General features: G+C 71.4%; 20 protein-coding genes. 16 read left to right on the forward strand and 4 right to left on the reverse strand.

The features are described from left to right. Positions 1-98: 98 nt before the first annotated feature. Complete coding sequence (locus ACZ4WQ_RS23080; RefSeq protein ID WP_385341177.1) at positions 99-929, forward strand: AIM24 family protein; 831 nt, start codon at positions 99-101, stop codon at positions 927-929. Positions 930-980: 51 nt separating this feature from the next. On the opposite strand, the gene ACZ4WQ_RS23085 is transcribed toward ACZ4WQ_RS23080, so the two are convergent. Then, positions 981-1,184 carry a DUF6126 family protein gene (locus ACZ4WQ_RS23085; RefSeq protein WP_311723448.1) on the reverse strand — a complete coding sequence of 68 codons (204 nt, stop codon included), beginning with the start codon at positions 1,182-1,184 and terminating at the stop codon, positions 981-983. Then, entirely contained in the window at positions 1,181-1,822 is a 642-nt protein-coding gene (locus ACZ4WQ_RS23090; RefSeq protein ID WP_311723447.1) for a helix-turn-helix domain-containing protein, read from the reverse strand. The genes ACZ4WQ_RS23085 and ACZ4WQ_RS23090 overlap by 4 nt, the downstream gene beginning before the upstream one ends. Before the next feature lie 180 nt (positions 1,823-2,002). On the opposite strand from ACZ4WQ_RS23090, the gene ACZ4WQ_RS23095 reads away from it, so the two are divergent. Further along, the gene (locus ACZ4WQ_RS23095) at positions 2,003-2,431 is read left to right on the forward strand and encodes a ribonuclease (RefSeq protein ID WP_311723446.1); all 429 of its coding nucleotides are present in this window, start codon (positions 2,003-2,005) and stop codon (positions 2,429-2,431) included. Here ACZ4WQ_RS23095 and ACZ4WQ_RS23100 read toward each other — a convergent pair. Beyond that, positions 2,419-2,556 carry a hypothetical protein gene (locus ACZ4WQ_RS23100; protein WP_361188544.1) on the reverse strand — a complete coding sequence of 46 codons (138 nt, stop codon included), beginning with the start codon at positions 2,554-2,556 and terminating at the stop codon, positions 2,419-2,421. The two genes, ACZ4WQ_RS23095 and ACZ4WQ_RS23100, sit on opposite strands and share 13 nt — an antisense overlap. 92 nt (positions 2,557-2,648) lie before the next feature. Between ACZ4WQ_RS23100 and ACZ4WQ_RS23105 the strand changes: the two genes are divergently transcribed. The 3 genes from ACZ4WQ_RS23105 to ACZ4WQ_RS23115 all read left to right on the forward strand — a co-directional run bounded on the left by ACZ4WQ_RS23105 (position 2,649) and on the right by ACZ4WQ_RS23115 (position 5,486). Beyond that, positions 2,649-3,614: a sugar kinase gene (locus tag ACZ4WQ_RS23105; RefSeq protein WP_311723445.1), complete on the forward strand. Its 966-nt coding sequence runs from the start codon at positions 2,649-2,651 to the stop codon at positions 3,612-3,614. A 208-nt stretch (positions 3,615-3,822) separates the two neighbouring features. Beyond that, positions 3,823-4,461 (forward strand): bifunctional 4-hydroxy-2-oxoglutarate aldolase/2-dehydro-3-deoxy-phosphogluconate aldolase, encoded by a 639-nt coding sequence (locus tag ACZ4WQ_RS23110; RefSeq protein ID WP_311723444.1) that lies wholly within the window; start codon positions 3,823-3,825, stop codon positions 4,459-4,461. A 170-nt stretch (positions 4,462-4,631) separates the two neighbouring features. Further along, positions 4,632-5,486, forward strand: a complete 855-nt coding sequence (locus tag ACZ4WQ_RS23115) for a transporter substrate-binding domain-containing protein (protein WP_398373823.1) — start codon at positions 4,632-4,634, stop codon at positions 5,484-5,486. Between the two features lie 25 nt (positions 5,487-5,511). On the opposite strand, the gene ACZ4WQ_RS23120 is transcribed toward ACZ4WQ_RS23115, so the two are convergent. Continuing rightward, positions 5,512-7,467 (reverse strand): glycoside hydrolase 5 family protein, encoded by a 1,956-nt coding sequence (locus tag ACZ4WQ_RS23120; RefSeq protein ID WP_468022368.1) that lies wholly within the window; start codon positions 7,465-7,467, stop codon positions 5,512-5,514. A gap of 387 nt (positions 7,468-7,854) precedes the next feature. Here ACZ4WQ_RS23120 and ACZ4WQ_RS23125 point away from each other — a divergent pair, with 387 nt between their 5' ends. The 11 genes from ACZ4WQ_RS23125 (at position 7,855) to ACZ4WQ_RS23175 (ending at position 19,561) form a co-directional block, all read left to right on the forward strand. Then, a complete protein-coding gene (locus ACZ4WQ_RS23125) occupies positions 7,855-9,540 on the forward strand; it encodes an ABC transporter substrate-binding protein (RefSeq protein WP_468022369.1) in 1,686 nt (561 codons plus the stop codon). Between the two features lie 12 nt (positions 9,541-9,552). Beyond that, positions 9,553-10,536 (forward strand): ABC transporter permease, encoded by a 984-nt coding sequence (locus tag ACZ4WQ_RS23130; protein ID WP_311723440.1) that lies wholly within the window; start codon positions 9,553-9,555, stop codon positions 10,534-10,536. Beyond that, positions 10,533-11,447, forward strand: a complete 915-nt coding sequence (locus ACZ4WQ_RS23135) for an ABC transporter permease (RefSeq protein ID WP_311723439.1) — start codon at positions 10,533-10,535, stop codon at positions 11,445-11,447. Before ACZ4WQ_RS23130 ends, ACZ4WQ_RS23135 begins: the two co-directional genes overlap by 4 nt. Beyond that, positions 11,444-12,493, forward strand: coding sequence for an ABC transporter ATP-binding protein (locus ACZ4WQ_RS23140; protein WP_398373826.1), 1,050 nt, complete (start codon positions 11,444-11,446; stop codon positions 12,491-12,493). The genes ACZ4WQ_RS23135 and ACZ4WQ_RS23140 overlap by 4 nt, the downstream gene beginning before the upstream one ends. Beyond that, the gene (locus ACZ4WQ_RS23145) at positions 12,490-13,518 is read left to right on the forward strand and encodes an ABC transporter ATP-binding protein (protein WP_398373828.1); all 1,029 of its coding nucleotides are present in this window, start codon (positions 12,490-12,492) and stop codon (positions 13,516-13,518) included. The genes ACZ4WQ_RS23140 and ACZ4WQ_RS23145 overlap by 4 nt, the downstream gene beginning before the upstream one ends. 126 nt (positions 13,519-13,644) lie before the next feature. Further along, positions 13,645-14,364 carry a GntR family transcriptional regulator gene (locus tag ACZ4WQ_RS23150; RefSeq protein ID WP_311723855.1) on the forward strand — a complete coding sequence of 240 codons (720 nt, stop codon included), beginning with the start codon at positions 13,645-13,647 and terminating at the stop codon, positions 14,362-14,364. A gap of 139 nt (positions 14,365-14,503) precedes the next feature. Further along, positions 14,504-15,520, forward strand: coding sequence for a sugar ABC transporter substrate-binding protein (locus tag ACZ4WQ_RS23155; RefSeq protein ID WP_398373829.1), 1,017 nt, complete (start codon positions 14,504-14,506; stop codon positions 15,518-15,520). After that, positions 15,517-16,569 carry an ABC transporter permease gene (locus ACZ4WQ_RS23160; protein ID WP_311723434.1) on the forward strand — a complete coding sequence of 351 codons (1,053 nt, stop codon included), beginning with the start codon at positions 15,517-15,519 and terminating at the stop codon, positions 16,567-16,569. Before ACZ4WQ_RS23155 ends, ACZ4WQ_RS23160 begins: the two co-directional genes overlap by 4 nt. Continuing rightward, positions 16,566-17,414, forward strand: coding sequence for an ATP-binding cassette domain-containing protein (locus tag ACZ4WQ_RS23165; RefSeq protein ID WP_361188557.1), 849 nt, complete (start codon positions 16,566-16,568; stop codon positions 17,412-17,414). Before ACZ4WQ_RS23160 ends, ACZ4WQ_RS23165 begins: the two co-directional genes overlap by 4 nt. Before the next feature lie 303 nt (positions 17,415-17,717). Next, positions 17,718-18,869 carry an ROK family glucokinase gene (locus ACZ4WQ_RS23170; protein WP_385341158.1) on the forward strand — a complete coding sequence of 384 codons (1,152 nt, stop codon included), beginning with the start codon at positions 17,718-17,720 and terminating at the stop codon, positions 18,867-18,869. After that, positions 18,866-19,561, forward strand: coding sequence for a hypothetical protein (locus ACZ4WQ_RS23175; RefSeq protein WP_398373830.1), 696 nt, complete (start codon positions 18,866-18,868; stop codon positions 19,559-19,561). The genes ACZ4WQ_RS23170 and ACZ4WQ_RS23175 overlap by 4 nt, the downstream gene beginning before the upstream one ends. Positions 19,562-19,662: the final 101 nt, after the last annotated feature.

Below are 19,662 nucleotides of genomic sequence, written 5' to 3' on the forward strand. Positions count from 1 at the left end.
TGTGACCGCGATCGCGTTTCTCCGGTGGAACCCAGGGCCTCGGGTCGAGCGTTGGCCATTGCGATATATCCGCCATGTCCGTACCGAGGAGTCCTGCTGTGACCCTGCGCCAAGAGATCGTCGGCAACGCCATGCAGATGGCGGTTTGCAGCCTCCAGCCCGGCCAGACCGTCTACTGCGAGGCAGGAAAGTTCCTGTTCAAGACGTCGAACGTGACGATGGAGACCCGGCTGTCCGGGCCCGGCGCGGGCGGCGGACAGGCCGCCGGGGGCAACGGGGACGGCGGCGGAAGCGGTGGCATGGGCGGCATGCTGCGCCAGGCCATGGGCACCGCCATGCAGGTGGGCCAGCGGGCGCTGGCGGGGGAGTCGCTCGCCTTCCAGTACTTCACCTCGACCGGCGGCGAGGGCACCGTCGGGTTCGCGGGCGTGCTGCCCGGGGAGATGCGGGCGTTGGAGCTGGACGGCGGCCGCGCCTGGTTCGCGGAGAAGGACGCCTTCGTGGCGGCCGAGTCGACCGTGGAGTTCGGCATCGCCTTCCAGGGCGGCAGGACGGGGCGCAGCGGCGGCGAGGGGTTCATCCTGGAGAAGTTCACCGGGCGCGGCACGGTGATCATCTGCGGCGCGGGCAATTTCATCGACCTCAACCCCGCCGACTTCGGCGGCCGGATCGAGGTCGACACGGGCTGCATCGTGGCCTTCGAGGAGGGCATCCAGTACGGCGTCCAGCGCATCGGCGGGCTCAACCGCCAGGGCCTGATGAACGCGGTGTTCGGCGGTGAGGGCCTGTCCCTGGCCACTCTGGAGGGCAATGGCCGGGTGATCCTCCAGTCGCTGACCATGGAGGGCCTGGCCAACGCGCTGAAGAAGGCGCAGGGCGGGGACAAGCAGGGGCCGACGGGCGGGCTGTTCTCCACCCGCGCGGGGTGACTGCGCCGCGCCCGGGGGCCGCTCCGGAGGGCCGGGCTATTTCGCCCCGGCCTATTTCGCCCCGGCCAGGTAGAACAGCAGGAAGAGGAACCCGGCGATGAAGTGAACGCCGACGAGATAGATGAAGACGCGGATGGTGAACCCCATCGGGGCCCGGTCCTCCTCCCGCACGACCTTGCCGGTCTGTGCGGTTCCGCTGTTCTGTGCGGCCCCGGTGCCCGGCGTGGTGCCCAGGGTGTTGTCGGCGTCGGTCATGGCGCGTTGTGCCTCCCTCCGCGGACGGCGTCGCCGAGGCACAGGTCGGCCGTGCCGCTCTGAAGCAGTGTGTGGACGAACAGCAGATCCACGCCTCCGGACGAGGCGGCGGCGATGCGGTGCGGGGTCAGCGAGTCGAAGTGGGCCGCGTCGCCGACGGCGAGCACATGGACGGTCTCGCCGAGCGTCAGCCGCAGCCGGCCCCGGGTGACGTACAGCCACTCCTCGCCCGGGTGGACCCGCACCAGGTCCTCCTGGGGGCCGGGCCCCGCCGGTACGTGCACCCGCAGCGCCTGCATCGCCCGGCCGCCGCCGCCGGCCCGCCAGTACGTCCAGCCGCCCGTCCGTGAGGCCTCCATCCGGTCGGCCCGCAGGATCGGGTCCCGTTCCGGCGACACCTCGCCCAGGAGGTCCGATACCGTGGTGCCGTAGGTACGGGCCAAGGCCAGCAGCATGGGGAGCGACGGCTGGCGCCGGGCGGTCTCCAGGCGGGACAGATGCGCGGGCGAGAGCCCGGCCAGCCGGGCGGCGGATTCGAGCGTCAGGCCGCTGCGCCGCCGCAGGTCGCGCAGGCGCGGGGCGACGGAGGGCAGCTCGGCGGGAGGCCCGTCGGCGGGCCCCTCAGGAGGCGGGAGCATGCCTCCGGTATAACCAGTTTTCGCCTCTCGGGCAAAAGTTTTGCCTCTGAGGCAAAGGCGCTCGCGGCGTTACGTCTCCATCACTTCTCCCGGCGCTTCGCGCGGGTCCTGTGAACTCCAGGGAAACTCCTTTCATTTGGCATTGACATGTCATGGTCTACGCGCGTCATGCTGTAAGGCATGAGAATCCCCCCACGGATCGCCCGCATCGGTGTGCTCGGCGCGCTCGCCTCGAGCCTTCTCATCGGCGGCCCGGCCGTCGCGTCCGCCCCGGCCGCACCGCTCGCCCCACAGGCCGTCGCGTCGGTCTCCCAGATCGCGGCCGTCGGAGACATCTGCTACTCCGACCTGCCCTCACAGGCCCATGACACGCTCGACCTGATCGCCTCCGGCGGCCCCTACCCGTACCCGCAGGACGGGACCGTCTTCCAGAATCGCGAGGGCATCCTGCCGTCCCAGTCCACCGGCTACTACCACGAGTACACCGTCAAGACCCCCGGCTCCAGCACCCGCGGCGCCCGCCGCATCGTGACCGGGAAGAAGACGGACGAGGACTACTACACGGCCGACCACTACGCGTCGTTCGACCTGGTCGACTACCGCTGCTGACCACCGAAGACCGCCACCCCCCGCACCTCGGCCGCCGCCTGTTCGCAGGCGGCGGCCGCCGCGTTGTGCGCCCCGTCTCCCTCCGGTGGGAACGGCATTGCGTACGACGGACGTTGGCGTGTCATGAAGTGACTCGAACCCCGCGGGGGCGTCTGTCGGCGCCTCCGGGTAGCGTTTCCGGGAGAAGGGGACGCGCGGGGAGCAAGGGGAGGCACCGGTGGTGAGCGGCCCGGAAGTGGTCACATGCGGTGAGACGATGCTGCTGTTACTCGCCGAGCCCGGCGTCCCCCTGGAGCAGGCCGTGCACTTCCGCCGCTCGGTCGCCGGAGCCGAGTCCAATGTGGCCACGGGCCTCGCCCGGCTCGGTCATCGCGTCCGCTGGGTCGGCCGGGTGGGGGAGGATCCGGCCGGTCAGGCCGTGCTGCGCGAGCTGCGCGCCGACGGGGTGGATGTGACCTTCGCCGGGGTGGACGAGCAGGCCCCGACCGGGCTGCTGCTGCGCGACAGCCATCCGCACCGCGCCATCGATGTGCAGTACTACCGCGCGGGCTCGGCCGGTTCCCGGCTCGCCCCCGAGCACATACCCGGCGAGGCCCTGACGGGCGTCCGGCTGCTGCACCTGTCCGGGATCACCCCGATGCTGTCGCCGACCGCGGCGGCCGCCACCGACCGGCTGGTCGAGCTGGCCCGCGCCGCCGGGGCGGAGATCTCCTTCGACCCGAATGTGCGGCGCAAGCTGGGCGGCGCGGCGCAGTGGGCGCAGACGGCCGGGCGGCTGCTGCGCGAGGCCGACCTCGTGCTCGCGGGGGAGGACGAGCTGGAGCTGCTGACCGCGAGATCCGCCGACGACGCCGCGGCGGAGCTGCTGGACGGCCGGGCGCATACGGTCGTCATCAAGCGGGCCGACCGCTCGGCGACGGCCCTGACCGCGGGCGGCCGCTGGGACCAGCCGCCCTATCCGGTGCCGGTCGCCGACCCGGTCGGCGCCGGAGACGCCTTCGCCGCGGGGTATCTGTCGGGGCGGCTGCGCGAGCTGCCGGAGCCGCGGGCGCTCGCCGAGGCCGCCTGTGTCGCCGCGCTGGTCGTCCAGACCGCGACCGATACGGACGGGCTGCCCTCGGCGGCCGGGCGCGATCGGGCCCTGGCCGCGTTCACGGGCGGCGCCGACTCCGTCCACCGCTGAACCCCCCGCCCCGCCCCCTTCCACCGCACCGAGAGGCAGATATCTCCCATCGCTCGCCGCCGCTGACCGACCGTCGAACCCCCCACACCGCTTCCCCCTACAGCGCTTTCCCCACCGACCATCGCACAGCGAAAGGCCGCATATCCCGGAGGCAATCCGGGGCGGCATCTCCAGGAGACCCTGCTGAGAGGAAAGGCGGCGAATTGCCGTGTACCGCTGGGAGATCACCCGGGCCGCGCTCGCACAGCGGGTTTTCGCCATCATCCGCAGCGACAGCTATGACCACGCGACCGCGGCGGCGGACACCCTGCTCTCCGCCGGCCTCACCACCCTGGAGTTCTCGCTGACCACGCCCTTCGCGCTGGAGGCCGTCACCACGCTGGTCCGCGAGGTCGGCGACGAGGCGGTGATCGGCGCGGGCACGGTGCTGGACGCCGCCTCCGCCCGGATGGCGGTCGACGCGGGCGCCCGCTTCCTGGTCTCCCCGAGCCTGGACCCGGAGGTGATCCGTACCGGCCACCGCTACGGCCTGCCGGTTTTCCCCGGCGTCGCCACGCCCACCGAGATGGTGCGCGCGCTGGAGCTGGGCGCGGACGCCCTGAAGCTGTTCCCGGCCTCGGCCCACAGCCCCCGCTGGGTCAAGGACGTACGGGCCGCGCTGCCGCAGGCCGCGCTGCTGCCCACCGGCGGGGTGACCGTCGCCGACGCCCCGGAGTGGATCGCCGCCGGGGCGGTCGCCTGCGGGATGGGCTCGGCGCTGTCGGAGGGCGACCGGGACGTCGTCGCCAAGCGAGGCGCCGAACTCCTCGCCCGGCTCCAGGACGTGGCACCGGCCGAGGACTTCTGACGCCGGATCGGTCCCGGACGCCGTTTCAGCTGGTGGTCAACGGGTTCCGCCGGGCGGCCACTTCTGCCACCCTGACCCCGCTGTGATCACGCGCAGGCGCCAAGCCCCACCCGTGCGCTCCGCGCGCGCCGTTCCGTGCCGCTCGCCGCGGCCTGTGCGAAGGAGTCGCCATGCGACGTTCCGTCACGCTGTCCGCCCTCGCCGCCGTCCTGGCCGCCACCGCCGCCGGCTCGGCCCTGGCCGCCGGTCCCGCCTCCGCACCCGCCTCCGCGTCCACACCGTCCTCCGCCTCCGCTGCCGCGGACCGGCACCAGCGCGGCACCCTGCTCGACCGGGTGCCCGAGCGCGGCGTGCTGCGCGTGTGCACCACCGGCGACTACCGCCCCTTCACCCACCGCGATCCCAAGACCGGCGACTACACCGGCATCGACATCGACATGGCCCGCGACCTGGCCAAGAGCCTGGACGCCAAGCCTGCCTTCGTCACCACGACGTGGGCCAAACTGGTGGACGACCTGGCCGCCGGGCGCTGTGACGTCGCCATGGGCGGGGTGTCGGTGACCCTGCCCCGGGCCCGTAAGGCGTACTTCAGCGAGCCGTATCTGACCGACGGCAAGACCCCGGTGGTGCGGTGCGAGGACGAGCAGAAGTACCAGACGCTGGAGGACATCGACCAGCCGGGCGTGCGGGTGATCGTCAACCCGGGCGGCACCAACGAGCAGTTCGCCCGCGCCCACATCAAGCGGGCCACCCTCACCGTCCACCCCGACAACACCACGATCTTCGACGAGATCATCGCGGGCCGGGCCGATGTGATGATGACCGACGCCAGCGAGACCCGCTACCAGGCGAAGATCCACCCGGAGCTGTGCGCCGTCCACCCCGACAAGCCGTTCTCCTTCTCGGAGAAGGCGTATGCCGTGCCGCGCGGTGACGCCGAGTTCAAGGAGTACGTCGACCAGTGGGTGCACCTGGCCACGCACGACGGCACGTACGCCAAGTACGAGCAGGACTGGATGAAGTGAGGCGAGCCGCGTCGCTGACCGCCCGCTACGCCGCGTCCAGCCGCAGCACCCGCACCCCGTACGGCGCCAGGACCACCGTCTCCGCCGGGGCGCCGTCGAGGGTGGTGAGCCTGCCTTCGGGCACCACCGGCTCGACCGCCAGCTCCTCGCGGGCCTGGCTGACCAGCCAGACGAACACCCGGCCGTCCTCGTGGACCAGGCGGTCCACGGCCACCCGGGGGTCGGCGACGGTGACCGGGCGGTGGACGCCGGCATGGGCGGCCAGCGCGTCGTACAGCGTGGTGGTGGCCTCGGGGTTGACCCGGGGGGTGACGGCCGCCATGTGCTCGATCGGGTAGGTGCAGAAGACCACACACCCCTCGCCGGTCTCGCGCAGCAGCAGCGCGGGGCGGCCGTGGCCGTCGACCGCGAGGACCTGCGCGCCGTCGGGTTCGACGGGGAGGAAGACGCGGCTGTTCTCGGTGCCCGCGGCGCGGAAGGTGAGCTCGGTGCCCTCGGGGAGGGTGCCGAAGGGGCGGGTGAGGGTGAAGGTCACCTCGTCGTCCTCGATCGGGTCGACCAGGCCGTACTCCAGCTGGTGGCGGACGCCGAACAGCTCGTTGAGATGGGCGTACCAGGGGCCGCGCTGCTCGCTGTGGGCGCCGGGGGAGTACGAGACATAGACCGTGGCGCCGTCCCGGGCCCGCCGCTCCAGCTCGTACCAGGTGGGGGAGAGCAGCTGTTTGGTGGACGGGACCAGCCACAGGCGTACGTCCGCGGGCAGCGCCCCGTCGCTCTCGCGGACCACCGCGGGCGGGGCGTCGGCGAGCCGGGCGGCGACCCAGGCCTGGCGGCCGGTCTGCTGGACGTAGGCGCGGTCCTCGGCGCGGGTGAAGGGGTAGACGGTGTCGAGGTAGGAGGAGAGCAGCAGGGCCGTGTCGGCGTGGGCGCGGTGGCAGCGGGGGAAGTCCACGGCGCTCAGCACCTCGGAGAAGTCGCGTAGTTCGCGCAGTTGCGGCTTGGGGGTGCCGGCGGTGTCGGTGAGGCCGAAGTGCATCTCGAAGGCGTGGTGGCGGTAGGGCGGCTGCTCGCTGAGGTTGTCGTAGTCGGTGTTGTTCCAGGCGATCCAGCCGGTGGCGCCGGCCAGCAGGCTGTTGTGCAGGGTCTGCCGGTAGTAGCGGGCGGCGCCGGGGCCCGCGGCGAAGTCGGAGCTGACGCCGAACTCCTCCAGCACGACGGGCCGCTGGAAGGTGCCGGTCAGCTCGCACACCCAGGCGGCGGCGTAGTGCTGCCGCACCGGGTCGTCCTCCATGCGGTAGACGTGCGGGCCGAGGAAGTCGCACAGGTCGGCCGTGTCCGCGAGCCGGAAGCCGTTGTCGTGGCCGGAGTTCTCCAGGCCCCAGGCGCCGTCGCCGAGCGAGACGGGCTGGGTGCCGCCGCCGGCCCGTACGGCGTCGAGGACGATCTGGGCCCAGGCCGCGACCGTCTCGCGCTCCGCGGGCACCTGGTCGGAGCGCACGCCGGGCTGGCGGCCGTAGATCGGCATCTCGTTGGAGACCAGCCAGCCGGCCACCGCGGGGTGTCCGGCGTAGCGGCGCACCGTCTCGCGTGCGAACCACGCCTGGCGGGAGACCAGCCACACATCGCTGTACAGGTCGCGGCCGCCGCGCCAGGAGGGGTCCCAGTTCTCGCCGGACATATGGCCGACGAGGAAGGTGGGGACGGTGGTCATGCCGAGCGCGTGGTGGCGGTCGAGGAAGTCGGCGAAGCGGGCGCACAGCTCCTCGTCGAGTTGGTCGGGGGCGGGCATGAAGTCCGGCCAGTAGAAGAACGACCGGGTCATGTTCAGCCCGTGGTCCCGCAGCACCCGCAGCTCGGCGTCGACCACGTCCGGGTCGTACGAGCGCCACATCAGCGGACCGCCGGTGCGTGACCAGTAGTTGGCGCCGAGCCAGATGACGGGCTGATCGCCGACGGTGAGCCGTGCGGACGTGCGCTGCATCTGCGAACTCTCCCTCAGGCAGGGGGCGTCAGGGATGCGGCCCGGTGCGGACGGGCGGTGCCGCGCAGCAAGCAGTGAACGGCTTTACCGGTTTAGTGTCAACACTTCGGACAAGGTTCGTACGCACGGCCGTCCGAGGGCCTGGATTGCCCAACTTCCCGTCTATCAGGCCGTTCCGGGGCGAGAGCTGGATGTTCGACTGATTCGACTAGCCCGGTTCAGCGACCGGGCCGTGCCGGGACTATTGACACCCTCTTCCGGACGCCTTTAATTTCACGGCGCCGACGGTGTGCGGACCACCGTCCGGCATGCGTCCGTTCATCCCGCACCGTTCATCCCGCTCTGTTCGACCCGCGCAGCTTCGCTTCCGTACATCGAGGGGAACCCATGATCTCGACGACAACGGCCGGTCCGCGCCGCGCGCTCGCCGCCGGGGCCGCGCTCGCGCTCACCGTCACACTCGCCGCCTGCGGCGGGGGCAAGGACAAGAGCGGTGGCGGGGGCGGAGTGCTGACCGTTGCCACGGGATCCACGGGCAATTTCATCCGGAACTTCAATCCGTTCGCCCCGCAGCCCCTCCAGGCCACCAACGGGATGATCTATGAGCCGCTGTTCCATATGAACGCGGCGAAGGCCGGGGAGATCGAGCCGTGGCTGGCGACCAAGTACACCTGGTCGGACGGGGGCAAGAAGCTTCGCGTCCAGGTGCGCAAGGGCGCCACCTGGAACGACGGAAAGCCCTTCACGGCCGAGGACGTCGCCTGGACGTTCCAGATGGCGAAGGAGAACAAGGCGCAGAACATGTACGCCCTCCCCATCGCCTCGGCGAGCGCGGAGGGCGAGGACGCCGCGGTGATCACCTTCTCCAAGTCGGCGTACACCAAGGAGTACTTCATCCTCGGCAAGATGAAGATGCTGCCCAAGCACATCTGGTCGAAGATCCCGGTCAAGGAGCGGGCCACCACGCTCAACGCCAACCCCGTGGGCACCGGCCCGTGGAAGGTGAAATCCGTCAAGGGCATGACCATGGATCTGGTCGCCCGCGACGACTACTACTTCAAGGGGCTTCCGCACTTCAAGGTCATGCGGTATCGGTCCTTCACCGGAAACAGCGCGGTCACCGCCGCGGTCACCTCCGGGCAGATCGACTGGGGCGGCGGCTTCATCCCCGACATCAAGAAGAACTACCTCGCCAAGGACAAGAACTTCGAACTCGTCAACATCCCGCTGGCGACGACATCGTTCGTGCCCAACGCCCAGCGCGGCCCGACGGCCGACGTCAATGTGCGCAAGGCGATCAGCGCCGCCCTCGACCGCGAATTCATGAACCGCAGCGTGTACGACGGCCAGGCCCCCGTCGCCAACCCCATGGCGCTGCTGCTCCCCAACTACGCGTCCGTGCTCGATCCGTCCCTGAAGGACGCCGTGATCGAGACCGGCCAGGACAAGGTCGACAAGTATCTGACCGCCTCCGGATACGCCAAATCGGGCGGCATGTGGCAGAAGGACGGCAAGAAGCTGTCCGTGACGGTCGAGCTGGTCTCCGGCTGGACCGACTACGTCAGCGTCGCCCAGCTGGCCAAGCAGCAGCTGAAGAAGGCCGGCATCGAGCTCGTCGTCAAGGCCGAGTCGTACGCGCAGTGGTCCAACAACCGCGCCCGCGGCCAGTTCCAGATGCTGCTCGACAACAGCGGCTACACCCCCGACCCCCGTGCCTACTACGCGCAGCTGGTGGACAGCACCATCCCGCCGAAGATCGGCGAATCCACCAACGTCGGCAACTTCGGCCGCTACGCCAACCCGGTCATGGACAAGGCCCTGGACGAGATCGCCTCCAGCACCGACGTCGAGAAGCAGAAGCCCTGGTATTACAGGATCCAGCAGGAATTCATCAAGGACATGCCGGTCATCCCGCTCTTCTACGGCCAGAACGAGCAGGAGTTCAACGGCAACCGCGTCACCGGATACCCCACCGAGGACAACCTCTACGCGGCCCCGTCCATCTGGCTCGACCCGGACGGCGGCTGGGTGGCCGCCCGGATCAAGCCCGCCACCGGTAAATCCGGCAAGTAAGGGCGCGGCAGCGTGCGGTACGTACTGCGGAAACTCGGCTTCTACGCCGTCGCCGCCTGGATGGCCGTCACCGTCAACTTCTTTCTGCCCCGGCTCATCCCCGGCGATCCGGTGCAGCTGATGATGGCCCGGATGGCACAGTCCGGGCCTGTGGAGCCGGGCCAGGAGGAGGCCCTGGCCAGCATGCTCGGGCTGAGCCACGGCAACATCGCGGTCCAGTACTGGGACTATCTGGGCTCCGTGATCCACCTGGACTTCGGCCTGTCGGTCACCTACTTCCCCAGCCCCGTCAGCAGCGTCCTGAGCGACGCCCTGCCCTGGACGCTCGTCCTCGTCGGCGCCGCCACCCTCATCAGCTTCGTCCTCGGCCTGACCCTGGGCACCCTGGCCGGCTGGCGGCGCGGCAGCTGGCTGGACTCCCTCGTCCCCTCCACCACCTTTCTCGCCGCCGTCCCCTACTTCTGGCTCGCGCTGCTGCTCCTCTACCTCTTCAGCCAGGTGTGGGGCGTGCTGCCGCTGGGCGGCGGCTACGACGAGACCCTGGACATCGGGCTCAGCGGCGACTTCCTCTCCTCCGCCGCCGAACACGCGGTGCTGCCCGCCGCCACCATCGTGCTCAGCTCGGTCGGCGGCTGGATGCTCGGCATGCGCAACATGATGGTCTCCACCCTCGCCGAGGACTATGTCACCGCCGCCGAGGCCAAGGGGCTGCGCTCGCGCACCGTCATGTTCGGCTACGCGGCCCGCAACGCGGTGCTGCCCTCGGTCGCCGGATTCGCCATCTCGCTCGGCTTCATCGTCAGCGGCTCGCTCGTCATGGAGATCGTCTTCTCCTATCCCGGCATGGGCTTCACCCTGCTCCAGGCCGTCGAGAACACCGACTACCCCCTGATGCAGGCGGTCTTCCTCGTCATCACCTTCGCCGTCCTGGCCGCCAACTTCCTGGTGGACCTGGTGTACGGCTTCGTCGATCCCCGGACCAGGCAGGCCCGATGACCGCCACCCTCCCGCCCCCCGCCACCGCCGCGCCCGAACGCCCCGCCGGCCGCGGACTGCTGCGCCTGGCGCTGCGCTCCCGCCGGCTGGCCTTCGGTCTCGGTATCCTCGCGATCTTCACGCTCACCGCGCTGATCGGCCCCTGGCTGGTCGACGACCCCGAGGCGGTCAGCGTGGACCTGGGCCAGGCCCCCTCCGGGGCGCACTGGCTCGGCACCACCCAGACCGGCCAGGACGTCTTCGCCCAGCTCGTGGTCTCCGCCCGCGGCACCCTGCTGATCGGCGCCGCGGCCGCGGTCGTGGCCACCGTCATCTCCGTGGTCATCGGCATCGGCGGCGGCTTCCTCGGCGGCGTCGCCGACGAGACGATCTCCCTGATCAGCAATGTCTTCCTGGTCATCCCCGGGCTGCCGCTGGTCATCGTGGTCGCGGCCTACGTCAAGGGCGACGGGGTCCTCTCCACCATCCTCGTCATCGCCCTGACCAGCTGGGCCGCCTCCGCCCGGGTGCTGCGCGCCCAGACCCTCTCGCTGCGCACCCGCGACTACGTCCTGGCCGCGCGGGTCTACGGGGAGAAGCGGTGGCGGATCGTGCTCGTGGAGATCCTCCCCAACGAACTGGCGATCATCGTCTCGCAGTTCATCCACGCGGTGATCTTCGCGGTGCTCACCCAGGCCGGCCTGGCCTTCCTCGGCCTCGCCGACCCCTCCTATCTCACCTGGGGCACGATGCTCTACTTCGCCCAGAACGCGGAGGCCCTGGCCGGCGGCGCCTGGTGGTGGTTCATCCCGCCGGGCCTGGGCATCGCCCTCCTGGGCACCGCCCTGTCCCTCATCAGCTTCGGCCTCGACGAGGTCCTGGACCCGCGGCTGCGCACCCGCCGCCCGCGGCAGCGGAAGGAAGCGCGATGAGCGACAGCGCGAGGAACGACACCGTGCTGCGTGCTGAGCACATCGACGTCAGTTATGAGGCGTACGGCGGGGCCCGCGCGACCCGGGCCGTCCGCGACGTCAGCTTCGAGCTGCGCCGCGGCGAGCTGCTGGGCATCGCGGGCGAGTCCGGCTGCGGCAAGTCCACCCTCGCGTACGCCGTCGCCCGCTGTCTCCAGCCGCCCGCCCGCCTCACCGCCGGGTCCGTCACCTTCCACGGCCGCGACGGCGGCGAGACCGACCTGTCGGCGCTGGAGGGCGAGGCGCTGCGCGCCTTCCGCTGGAACAGGCTGTCCATCGTCTTCCAGAGCGCGATGAACGCCCTCAACCCGGTGACCCGCGTCGGCCGGCAGTTCGACGACATCTTCCGCGCGCACCGGCCCGGCATGCCAGGCCCCGAGCGCCAGGAGCGCGCCCGCGCCCTCCTCGACATGGTCGGCATCGACCCCGCCCGCATCCGCGCCTACCCGCACGAGCTGTCCGGAGGCATGCGCCAGCGCGTCGTCATCGCCATGGCGCTCGCGCTGGAGCCCGAGGTCGTCATCATGGACGAGCCGACCACCGCCCTCGACGTGGTCGTCCAGCGCGAGATCCTCGACGAGGTGGAGCGGCTGCGCGAGGAGCTGGGCTTCAGCGTCGTCTTCATCACCCACGACCTGTCCCTGCTGCTGGAGATCAGCGACCGGCTGGCGGTGATGTACGCGGGCGGCATCGTTGAGTACGGGCCGTGTGACCGCATCGCGGCGGACGCCGGCCACCCCTACACCCAGGGGCTGCTGCGCTCCTTCCCCGAGCTGACCGGCGAGCGCCGCACGCTGCGTGGCATCCCCGGCTCGCCCCCCGACCTGCGGGAGGAGCTGCCCGGGTGCCCGTTCGCCGACCGCTGCGAGCGGGCGTTCGCGCCGTGCCGCACGGTCACCCCCCGGCCGGTCCCGCTGCCCGGCGGGGGCTACGCCGCCTGCCATCTGCACGACCCGGCCCATGCCGCCGCGGCGGCCGGGCCGCTCCACGAAGGGAGCCAGTCGTGACCGCGCTGGACGTGACCGGGCTCACCGTCGACTTCCCGCAGCCCGGCGGGCGGCCCTTCCGGGCTGTCGACCGGGTCTCCTTCACCCTGCACCCGGGCCGCACCCTGGCGCTGGTGGGGGAGAGCGGCAGCGGCAAGTCCACCGTCGTACGCGCCCTGTCCCGGCTGGTGACGCCCACCGCCGGGACGGTACGGCTCGGCGGGGCGCCCCGGACGCGCGGCGCGGACTACCGGCGCGCCGTCCAGATGGTCTTCCAGGACCCGTTCGCCTCCCTCAACCCGGCCCACACCATCGGCCACCATCTGCGGCGGCCGCTGCTGGTCAACGGGCGGGCGCGGCGCGGCGCCGACGCCCAGGAGAAGGCGGAGGAGCTGCTGCGGTCGGTCAATCTGACGCCCCCGGCCGATGTGGCCCGCAAGCGCCCGCACGAGCTGTCCGGCGGACAGCGGCAGCGGGTGGCCATCGCCCGCGCGCTCGCCCCGGGCCCCCAGGTGCTGCTGGCCGACGAGCCGGTGTCGATGCTCGACGTCTCGATCCGGCTGGAGATCCTGGGCCTGCTGGACGGGCTCAAGGACGAGCGCGGGCTGGCCCTGCTGTATGTGACCCACGACCTGGCCACCGCCCGTCACTTCTCCTCCGAGGTGATGGTGATGTACCGGGGCGAGATCGTCGAGCGCGGCCCCAGCGACGAGGTGATCCTCGCCCCCAGGCACCCCTACACCCGGCTGCTGGCCTCCGCCGCGACCGGCTCCGGGGCCACGCGGGAGGAGGCGCGGGCGGCGCGGGCGGCCCGGCTGGCGGCGCGGGCGCGGCGGGACGCCGAGCGGCGGGAGATCGTGGTCGGCGACGGCTGCCGGTTCCGGCCGCGCTGCCCGCTGGCCATGGACGCCTGTGCGCGGCGGCCGCCGGAGGCCGAGGTGGGCCCCGGGCACCGCGCCCTGTGCTGGCTGCACGCCCCCGTCACGCCCGCCGCCGGCGGCCGTGAAAGCGGCGGCGACGACAGCGTTGGCAACGTTATCGCGTAAGCCTGCACGTTTTGTCCGGACAACAGAACTTCACGACTTCCCGTCATGTGCTCATCCGGCTACGCTCGCCCCGTGGCAAAGCAGGAGGAAGACTCATCCGGATCAGCGGAGGCGCTTCAGCTCAGCGTGGACCGCGGCAGCCCCGTCCCGCTGTACTTCCAGCTGTCCCAGCAGCTCGAGGCGGCGATCGAGCAGGGGCGGCTGGCCCCCGGCAGCCTGCTCGGCAATGAGATCGAGCTGGCCGGGCGGCTCGGCCTGTCCCGGCCCACCGTCCGCCAGGCCATACAGTCCCTGGTCGACAAGGGGCTGCTGGTGCGCCGCCGCGGCGTGGGCACCCAGGTGGTGCACAGCCAGGTCAAGCGCCCGCTCGAGCTGAGCAGCCTCTACGACGACCTGGAGAACGCCGGACAGCGCCCCGCCACCCGCGTCCTGCGCAACACCACCGAGCCCGCGACCGCCGAGGTCGCCGCGGCCCTCGGGATCGCCGAGGGCACCGAGGTCGTCCTGATCGAGCGGCTGCGCATGGCCCACGGCGAGCCCATGGCCCATCTGTGCAACCACCTCCCGGCCGGCCTGCTGAAGCTGGACAGCGCCGAGCTGGAGGAGACCGGTCTTTACCGGCTGATGCGCGCGGCCGGGATCACCCTGCACAGCGCCCGCCAGACGGTCGGCGCCCGCGCAGCCACCGCCGAGGAGGGCGAGCGCCTCGGCGAGCCGGCGGGCGCGCCGCTGCTGACCATGCAGCGGACGGCCTTCGACGACACCGGCCGGGCCGTCGAATTCGGCTCGCACACCTACCGGGCCTCGCGCTACTCCTTCGAGTTCCAACTGCTCGTGCGCCCCTGACCTCGATTACTGCCGTACACCCCCTGGACCCCCGCCGTGCACCGTGACGGATACTTGGGCGGCGGCCGGGCCGATGACGCCTGCCCGGACGCCGTATTCCGGGACAAAACGGGACGTCTTCGAGAAGGGCTGGGTCTTCGTGGCCAGGGTTGGGACAGGGGCACGTGCGTTGACCGCCGCGGTGCTGGCGGGGCTGCTGGGGTTCGCCTCGGCAGGGTGCAGCAGTACGGGCGGCAAGCGCGCCGAGGAGCGGGCCGAGAGGGCGGCCGCTTCGGGGCGGGCGGCGGTGAACACCCCGAGGATGACCTTCGCCATGGTCACCCACTCCGGCGACGGTGACACCTTCTGGGACATCGTCCAGAGCGGGGCCGAGCAGGCCGCCCTCAAGGACAATGTGAAGTTCCTCTACGCGCACCACGAGGAGGGCAAGGACCAGGCCCAGCTGGTGCAGACCTACATCGACCAGAAGGTCGACGGGCTGATCGTCACCCTCGCCAAGCCCGAGGCCATGCAGGCCGTGGTCAAGAAGGCCGAGAAGGCGGGCATACCGGTCATCACCGTCAACTCCGGGGCCGCGGAGTCCAAGGCGTTCGGGGCCCTGAGCCACATCGGTCAGGACGAGACCATCGCGGGCGAGGCGGTCGGCGAGGAGCTGAACAAGCGGGGCCGCAAGAAGGCCCTGTGCGTGCTGCACGAGCAGGGCAACGTCGGCCTCGAGCAGCGCTGCGACGGCGCCGAGAAGACCTTCGACGGCAAGATGGAGCGGATCTACGTCGAGGGCACCAACATGCCCGATGTCGCCTCCTCGATCGAGGCGAAGCTCCAGGCCGACAAGGGCATCGACACCGTGGTGACGCTCGGCGCCCCGTTCGCGGCCACCGCCGCCAAGGCGGCGGACCAGGCGGGCAGCAAGGCGGAGATCGACACCTTCGACCTCAACGCCAAGGTCGCCGACGCACTTCAGAACGACACGCTCGGCTTCGCCGTCGACCAGCAGCCGTATCTCCAGGGCTACGAGGCCGTGGACCTGCTGTGGCTGTACCACTACAACGCCGATGTCCTCGGCGGCGGCAAGCCGGTCCTCACCGGCCCGCAGATCATCACCAAGGACGACGCCGCCGAGCTGGCCAAGTACACCAAGCGGGGGACCCGATGAGCGCGGAGGCGCCACCCCTGACCCCCCTGACCAAGGATGAGCGGCTCATCCGCCGCTCGCTGCCGCGCCGCCTGGCCGGCCGCCCCGAGCTGGGCGCGGTCGTCGGCGCCGTCGCCGTCTTCGTCTTCTTCTCGGTCGTCGCCGACAGCTTCCTCCAGTGGTCCAGCTTCAGCACCGTGCTGTACGCCGCCTCGACCATCGGGATCATGGCGACGCCGGTCGCGCTGCTGATGATCGGCGGCGAGTTCGATCTGTCGACCGGGGTGATGGTCACCTCCTCGGCGCTGGTCTCCTCGATGTTCTCGTTCCAGATGACGGCCAACGTCTGGGTCGGCGTCGGGGTGTCCCTGCTGGTCACCCTGGCCATCGGCTTCTTCAACGGCTTTCTGCTGGTGCGCACCGGGCTGCCGAGCTTCATCATCACGCTCGGCACCTTCCTGATCCTCCAGGGCTGCAACCTCGGCTTCACCAAGCTGATCAGCGAGTCGGTCTCCACCAAGACCATCGCGGACATGGAGGGCTTCCCCGCCGCCCAGGACGTCTTCGCCTCGCACCTGACGATCGGGGATGTCGATCTCCAGGTCACCGTGCTGTGGTGGCTCGGCCTCGTCGCGCTCGCCACCTGGATCCTGCTGCGCACCCGCGCGGGCAACTGGATCTTCGCGGTGGGCGGCAACAAGGAGGCGGCCCGCGCGGTCGGCGTGCCCGTGGACCGCACCAAGATCGGGCTCTACATGGGCGTCGCCTTCGCGGCCTGGGTCGCCGGGCAGCACCTGCTGTTCAGCTACGACGTCGTCCAGTCCGGCGAGGGCGTCGGCAATGAGTTCCTCTACATCATCGCGGCCGTCATCGGCGGCTGTCTGCTGACCGGCGGCTACGGCTCGGCGGTCGGCGCCGCCGTCGGCGCGTTCATCTTCGGCATGGCGAACAAGGGCATCGTGTACGCGCAGTGGAGCGCGGACTGGTTCAAGTTCTTCCTCGGCGCGATGCTGCTCCTCGCGACCATGCTCAACTGGTGGGTCCGTAAGCGGGCGGAGGCCAGCACATGACCACGACAGACACCGCGGCCGACACCGCTGCCGATACGTCCGGCCGCACGCCGCTGGTCGAGCTGCGCGACGTCAGCAAGCAGTACGGCAACGTCAAGGCGCTCCAGGGCGTCTCCCTCGAAGTGCACGCCGGGGAAATCACCTGCGTCCTCGGCGACAACGGCGCCGGCAAGTCCACCCTCATCAAGATCGTCGCGGGGCTGCACCGGCACGACGCGGGCAGCCTCACCATCGAGGGCGAGGAGACCAGGCTCGGCTCGCCGCGCGAGGCCCTGGACCGCGGCATCGCCACGGTCTACCAGGACCTCGCGGTGGTCTCCCTGATGCCGGTGTGGCGCAACTTCTTCCTCGGCTCCGAGCCCCGGAAGGGCCGCGGGCCCCTCAAGCGGCTCGACGTGGAGACGATGCGTTCCACGACGCGGGCGGCGCTGCTGCGCATGGGCATCGACCTGCGCGACGTCGACCAGCCCATCGGCACCCTCTCCGGCGGCGAGCGGCAGTGCGTGGCCATCGCCCGCGCCGTCCACTTCGGCGCCAAGGTCCTGGTGCTGGACGAGCCGACGGCGGCGCTCGGCGTCAAGCAGTCCGGGGTGGTGCTCAAGTACGTCGCGGCCGCCCGTGACGCGGGTCTCGGTGTGGTCCTGATCACCCACAACCCGCACCACGCCCACCTCGTCGGCGACCGCTTCGTCCTGCTCAAGCGGGGCGCGATGGCCGGCAGCCACCTGAAGGCGGAAATCACCCTCGACGAGCTCACCCGCCAGATGGCGGGCGGCAGCGAGCTGGAACAGCTCAGCCACGAGCTCGCCCGCCCGGAGGAGAAGGACACAGCGAGCGAGGTCTGAGGGGGTCCGAGAACGCGCGGCGCACGCCGGGCGTCGCATGGCGCGATCACCCGCCCCCGGGCGGGGCTCACCATGCGGCGCCCGGGGCGGGTGAGGCACAATCGCACGGCGGGCTCCACCCGCCACGACCACGCACGCCGAGGCCCCGGCCTCCCGAGACCCCCGCAGGGACGACGAACTCTTGCGAGCACGCACCCGCAGCGACCGCATCCCCCACGCCTGCGCAGCCGCCACGGCGGGCCCGCCCGGCCCGGCCCGCGCGGCCCTCGGCCGCGGACTCGGCCTGGGTGAAGGGGTGAGCCGATGAGCATCTACCGCGAAAGGGTGCACCGCGGGTCGGCCCGGGCGACCGTGCTGCGCACCGTCGGCACCCGCGAGCGCCGCTCGCACCTCACCGCGCCCCGGGTCCCCACGGTCGGCATCGACATCGGCGGCACCAAGGTGATGGCCGGGGTCGTCGACGCCGACGGCAACATCCTGGAGAAGCTGCGCACCGAGACGCCCGACAAGTCCAAGAGCCCCAAGGTCGTCGAGGACACCATCACCGAGCTGGTGCTGGACCTCTCCGACCGGCATGACGTGCACGCGGTCGGCATCGGCGCCGCGGGCTGGGTGGACGCCGACCGCAACCGCGTCCTGTTCGCCCCGCACCTGTCCTGGCGCAACGAGCCGCTGCGCGACCGCCTCGCCGAGCGGCTCGCGGTCCCGGTGATGGTCGACAACGACGCCAACGCCGCCGCGTGGGCCGAGTGGCGCTTCGGCGCCGGGCGCGGCGAGGACCACCTCGTCATGATCACCCTCGGCACCGGCATCGGTGGCGCCATCCTGGAGGACGGCCAGGTCAAGCGCGGCAAGTACGGGGTCGCGGGCGAGTTCGGCCATATGCAGGTGGTGCCCGGCGGGCACCGCTGCCCCTGCGGCAACCGCGGCTGCTGGGAGCAGTACAGCTCCGGCAACGCGCTGGTCAGGGAGGCGCGCGAGCTGGCCGCCGCCGAGTCCCCGGTGGCGTACGGGATCATCGACCGGGTCGGCGGCAACATCGCCGAGATCACCGGGCCCCTGATCACCGAGCTGGCCCGCGAGGGCGACGCCATGTGCGTGGAGCTGCTTCAGGACATCGGCCAGTGGCTCGGCGTCGGCATCGCCAACCTGGCCGCGGCCCTGGACCCCTCCTGCTTCGTCATCGGCGGCGGCGTCAGCGCGGCAGACGACCTGCTGATCGGCCCGGCCCGGGACGCCTTCCGGCGCAACCTGACCGGCCGCGGCTACCGGCCGGAGGCCCGTATCGTCAAGGCCCAGCTGGGCCCCGAGGCGGGCATGGTCGGCGCCGCCGACCTGGCCCGGCTGGTCGCCCGCCGCTTCCGCCGCGCCAACCGGCGCCGGGTGGAGCGCTACGAGCGCGCCGGGACCAGCCCTCTGCGGCTGGCGTCGCGCGGCCAGGCGGAGCGGCAGTGACCGCCGCCGAGCAGCGGTCCGCCGCGTCCGCCAACGGTGCTGCCCCGAACGGCTCCTCCGCCAACGGCTCCTCCGCCCATGGGGTCTCCGCGAACGGCTCCTCCGCCCATGGCACCTCCGCCAACGGCGCCTCGCCGCCGGGCCGGGGGACCGCCGGGGAGCGGTCCGGTGACGGCGGCCGCCGTCCGCGGCGCCGCTGGCTCAAGGCGGTGGTGGTCTTCCTGCTGATCACGATCCCGGCGGGCTATCTGGTCATCTCCGCCCTCCAGAGCCGCGACAGCGGCGAGGAGAAGCAGGAGAACGCCTCGGCGAACGGCCTCACCACGGGCTGGCCCAGCAAGGTGCAGCGGCGCATCTACGACGTGTGGATCCCGTCCTACTCCGCGGACGTGGCGTTCTACGAGACGAACTCCTGGAAGACCAGCGCGCTGTACGTGCAGTTCGTCACGTCCGTCCAGGGCCTGGACCGGTTCCTGGTCGGGCTCGGCACCGACCGCGCCGCGCTGAAGGGCGGCCGGATCACCATCGACGCCGACGATGCCAGGAAGGTCGGCTGGAAGCTCGGCGGCGACGAGGACTGGGCCGGCATGGTGCTCAAGCAGAAGGAACCCCAGCCGGAGTTGGAGATCACCGTCGACCTCGACAACCGGCGCCACCCCAAGGTGTACGTCGTCTCCACCGTCACCCCGTAGCCGCCCGGGAGGGCCGTCGCGGCGGTCCTCCCGGGCCCCGGAAGACCGGTCGGGGGACCGGCCGGAAGGGCCTGATCGCCGACAGGGCCGTCGGATACCGT

Source organism: Streptomyces sp. NPDC028305 (genome assembly GCF_055569495.1).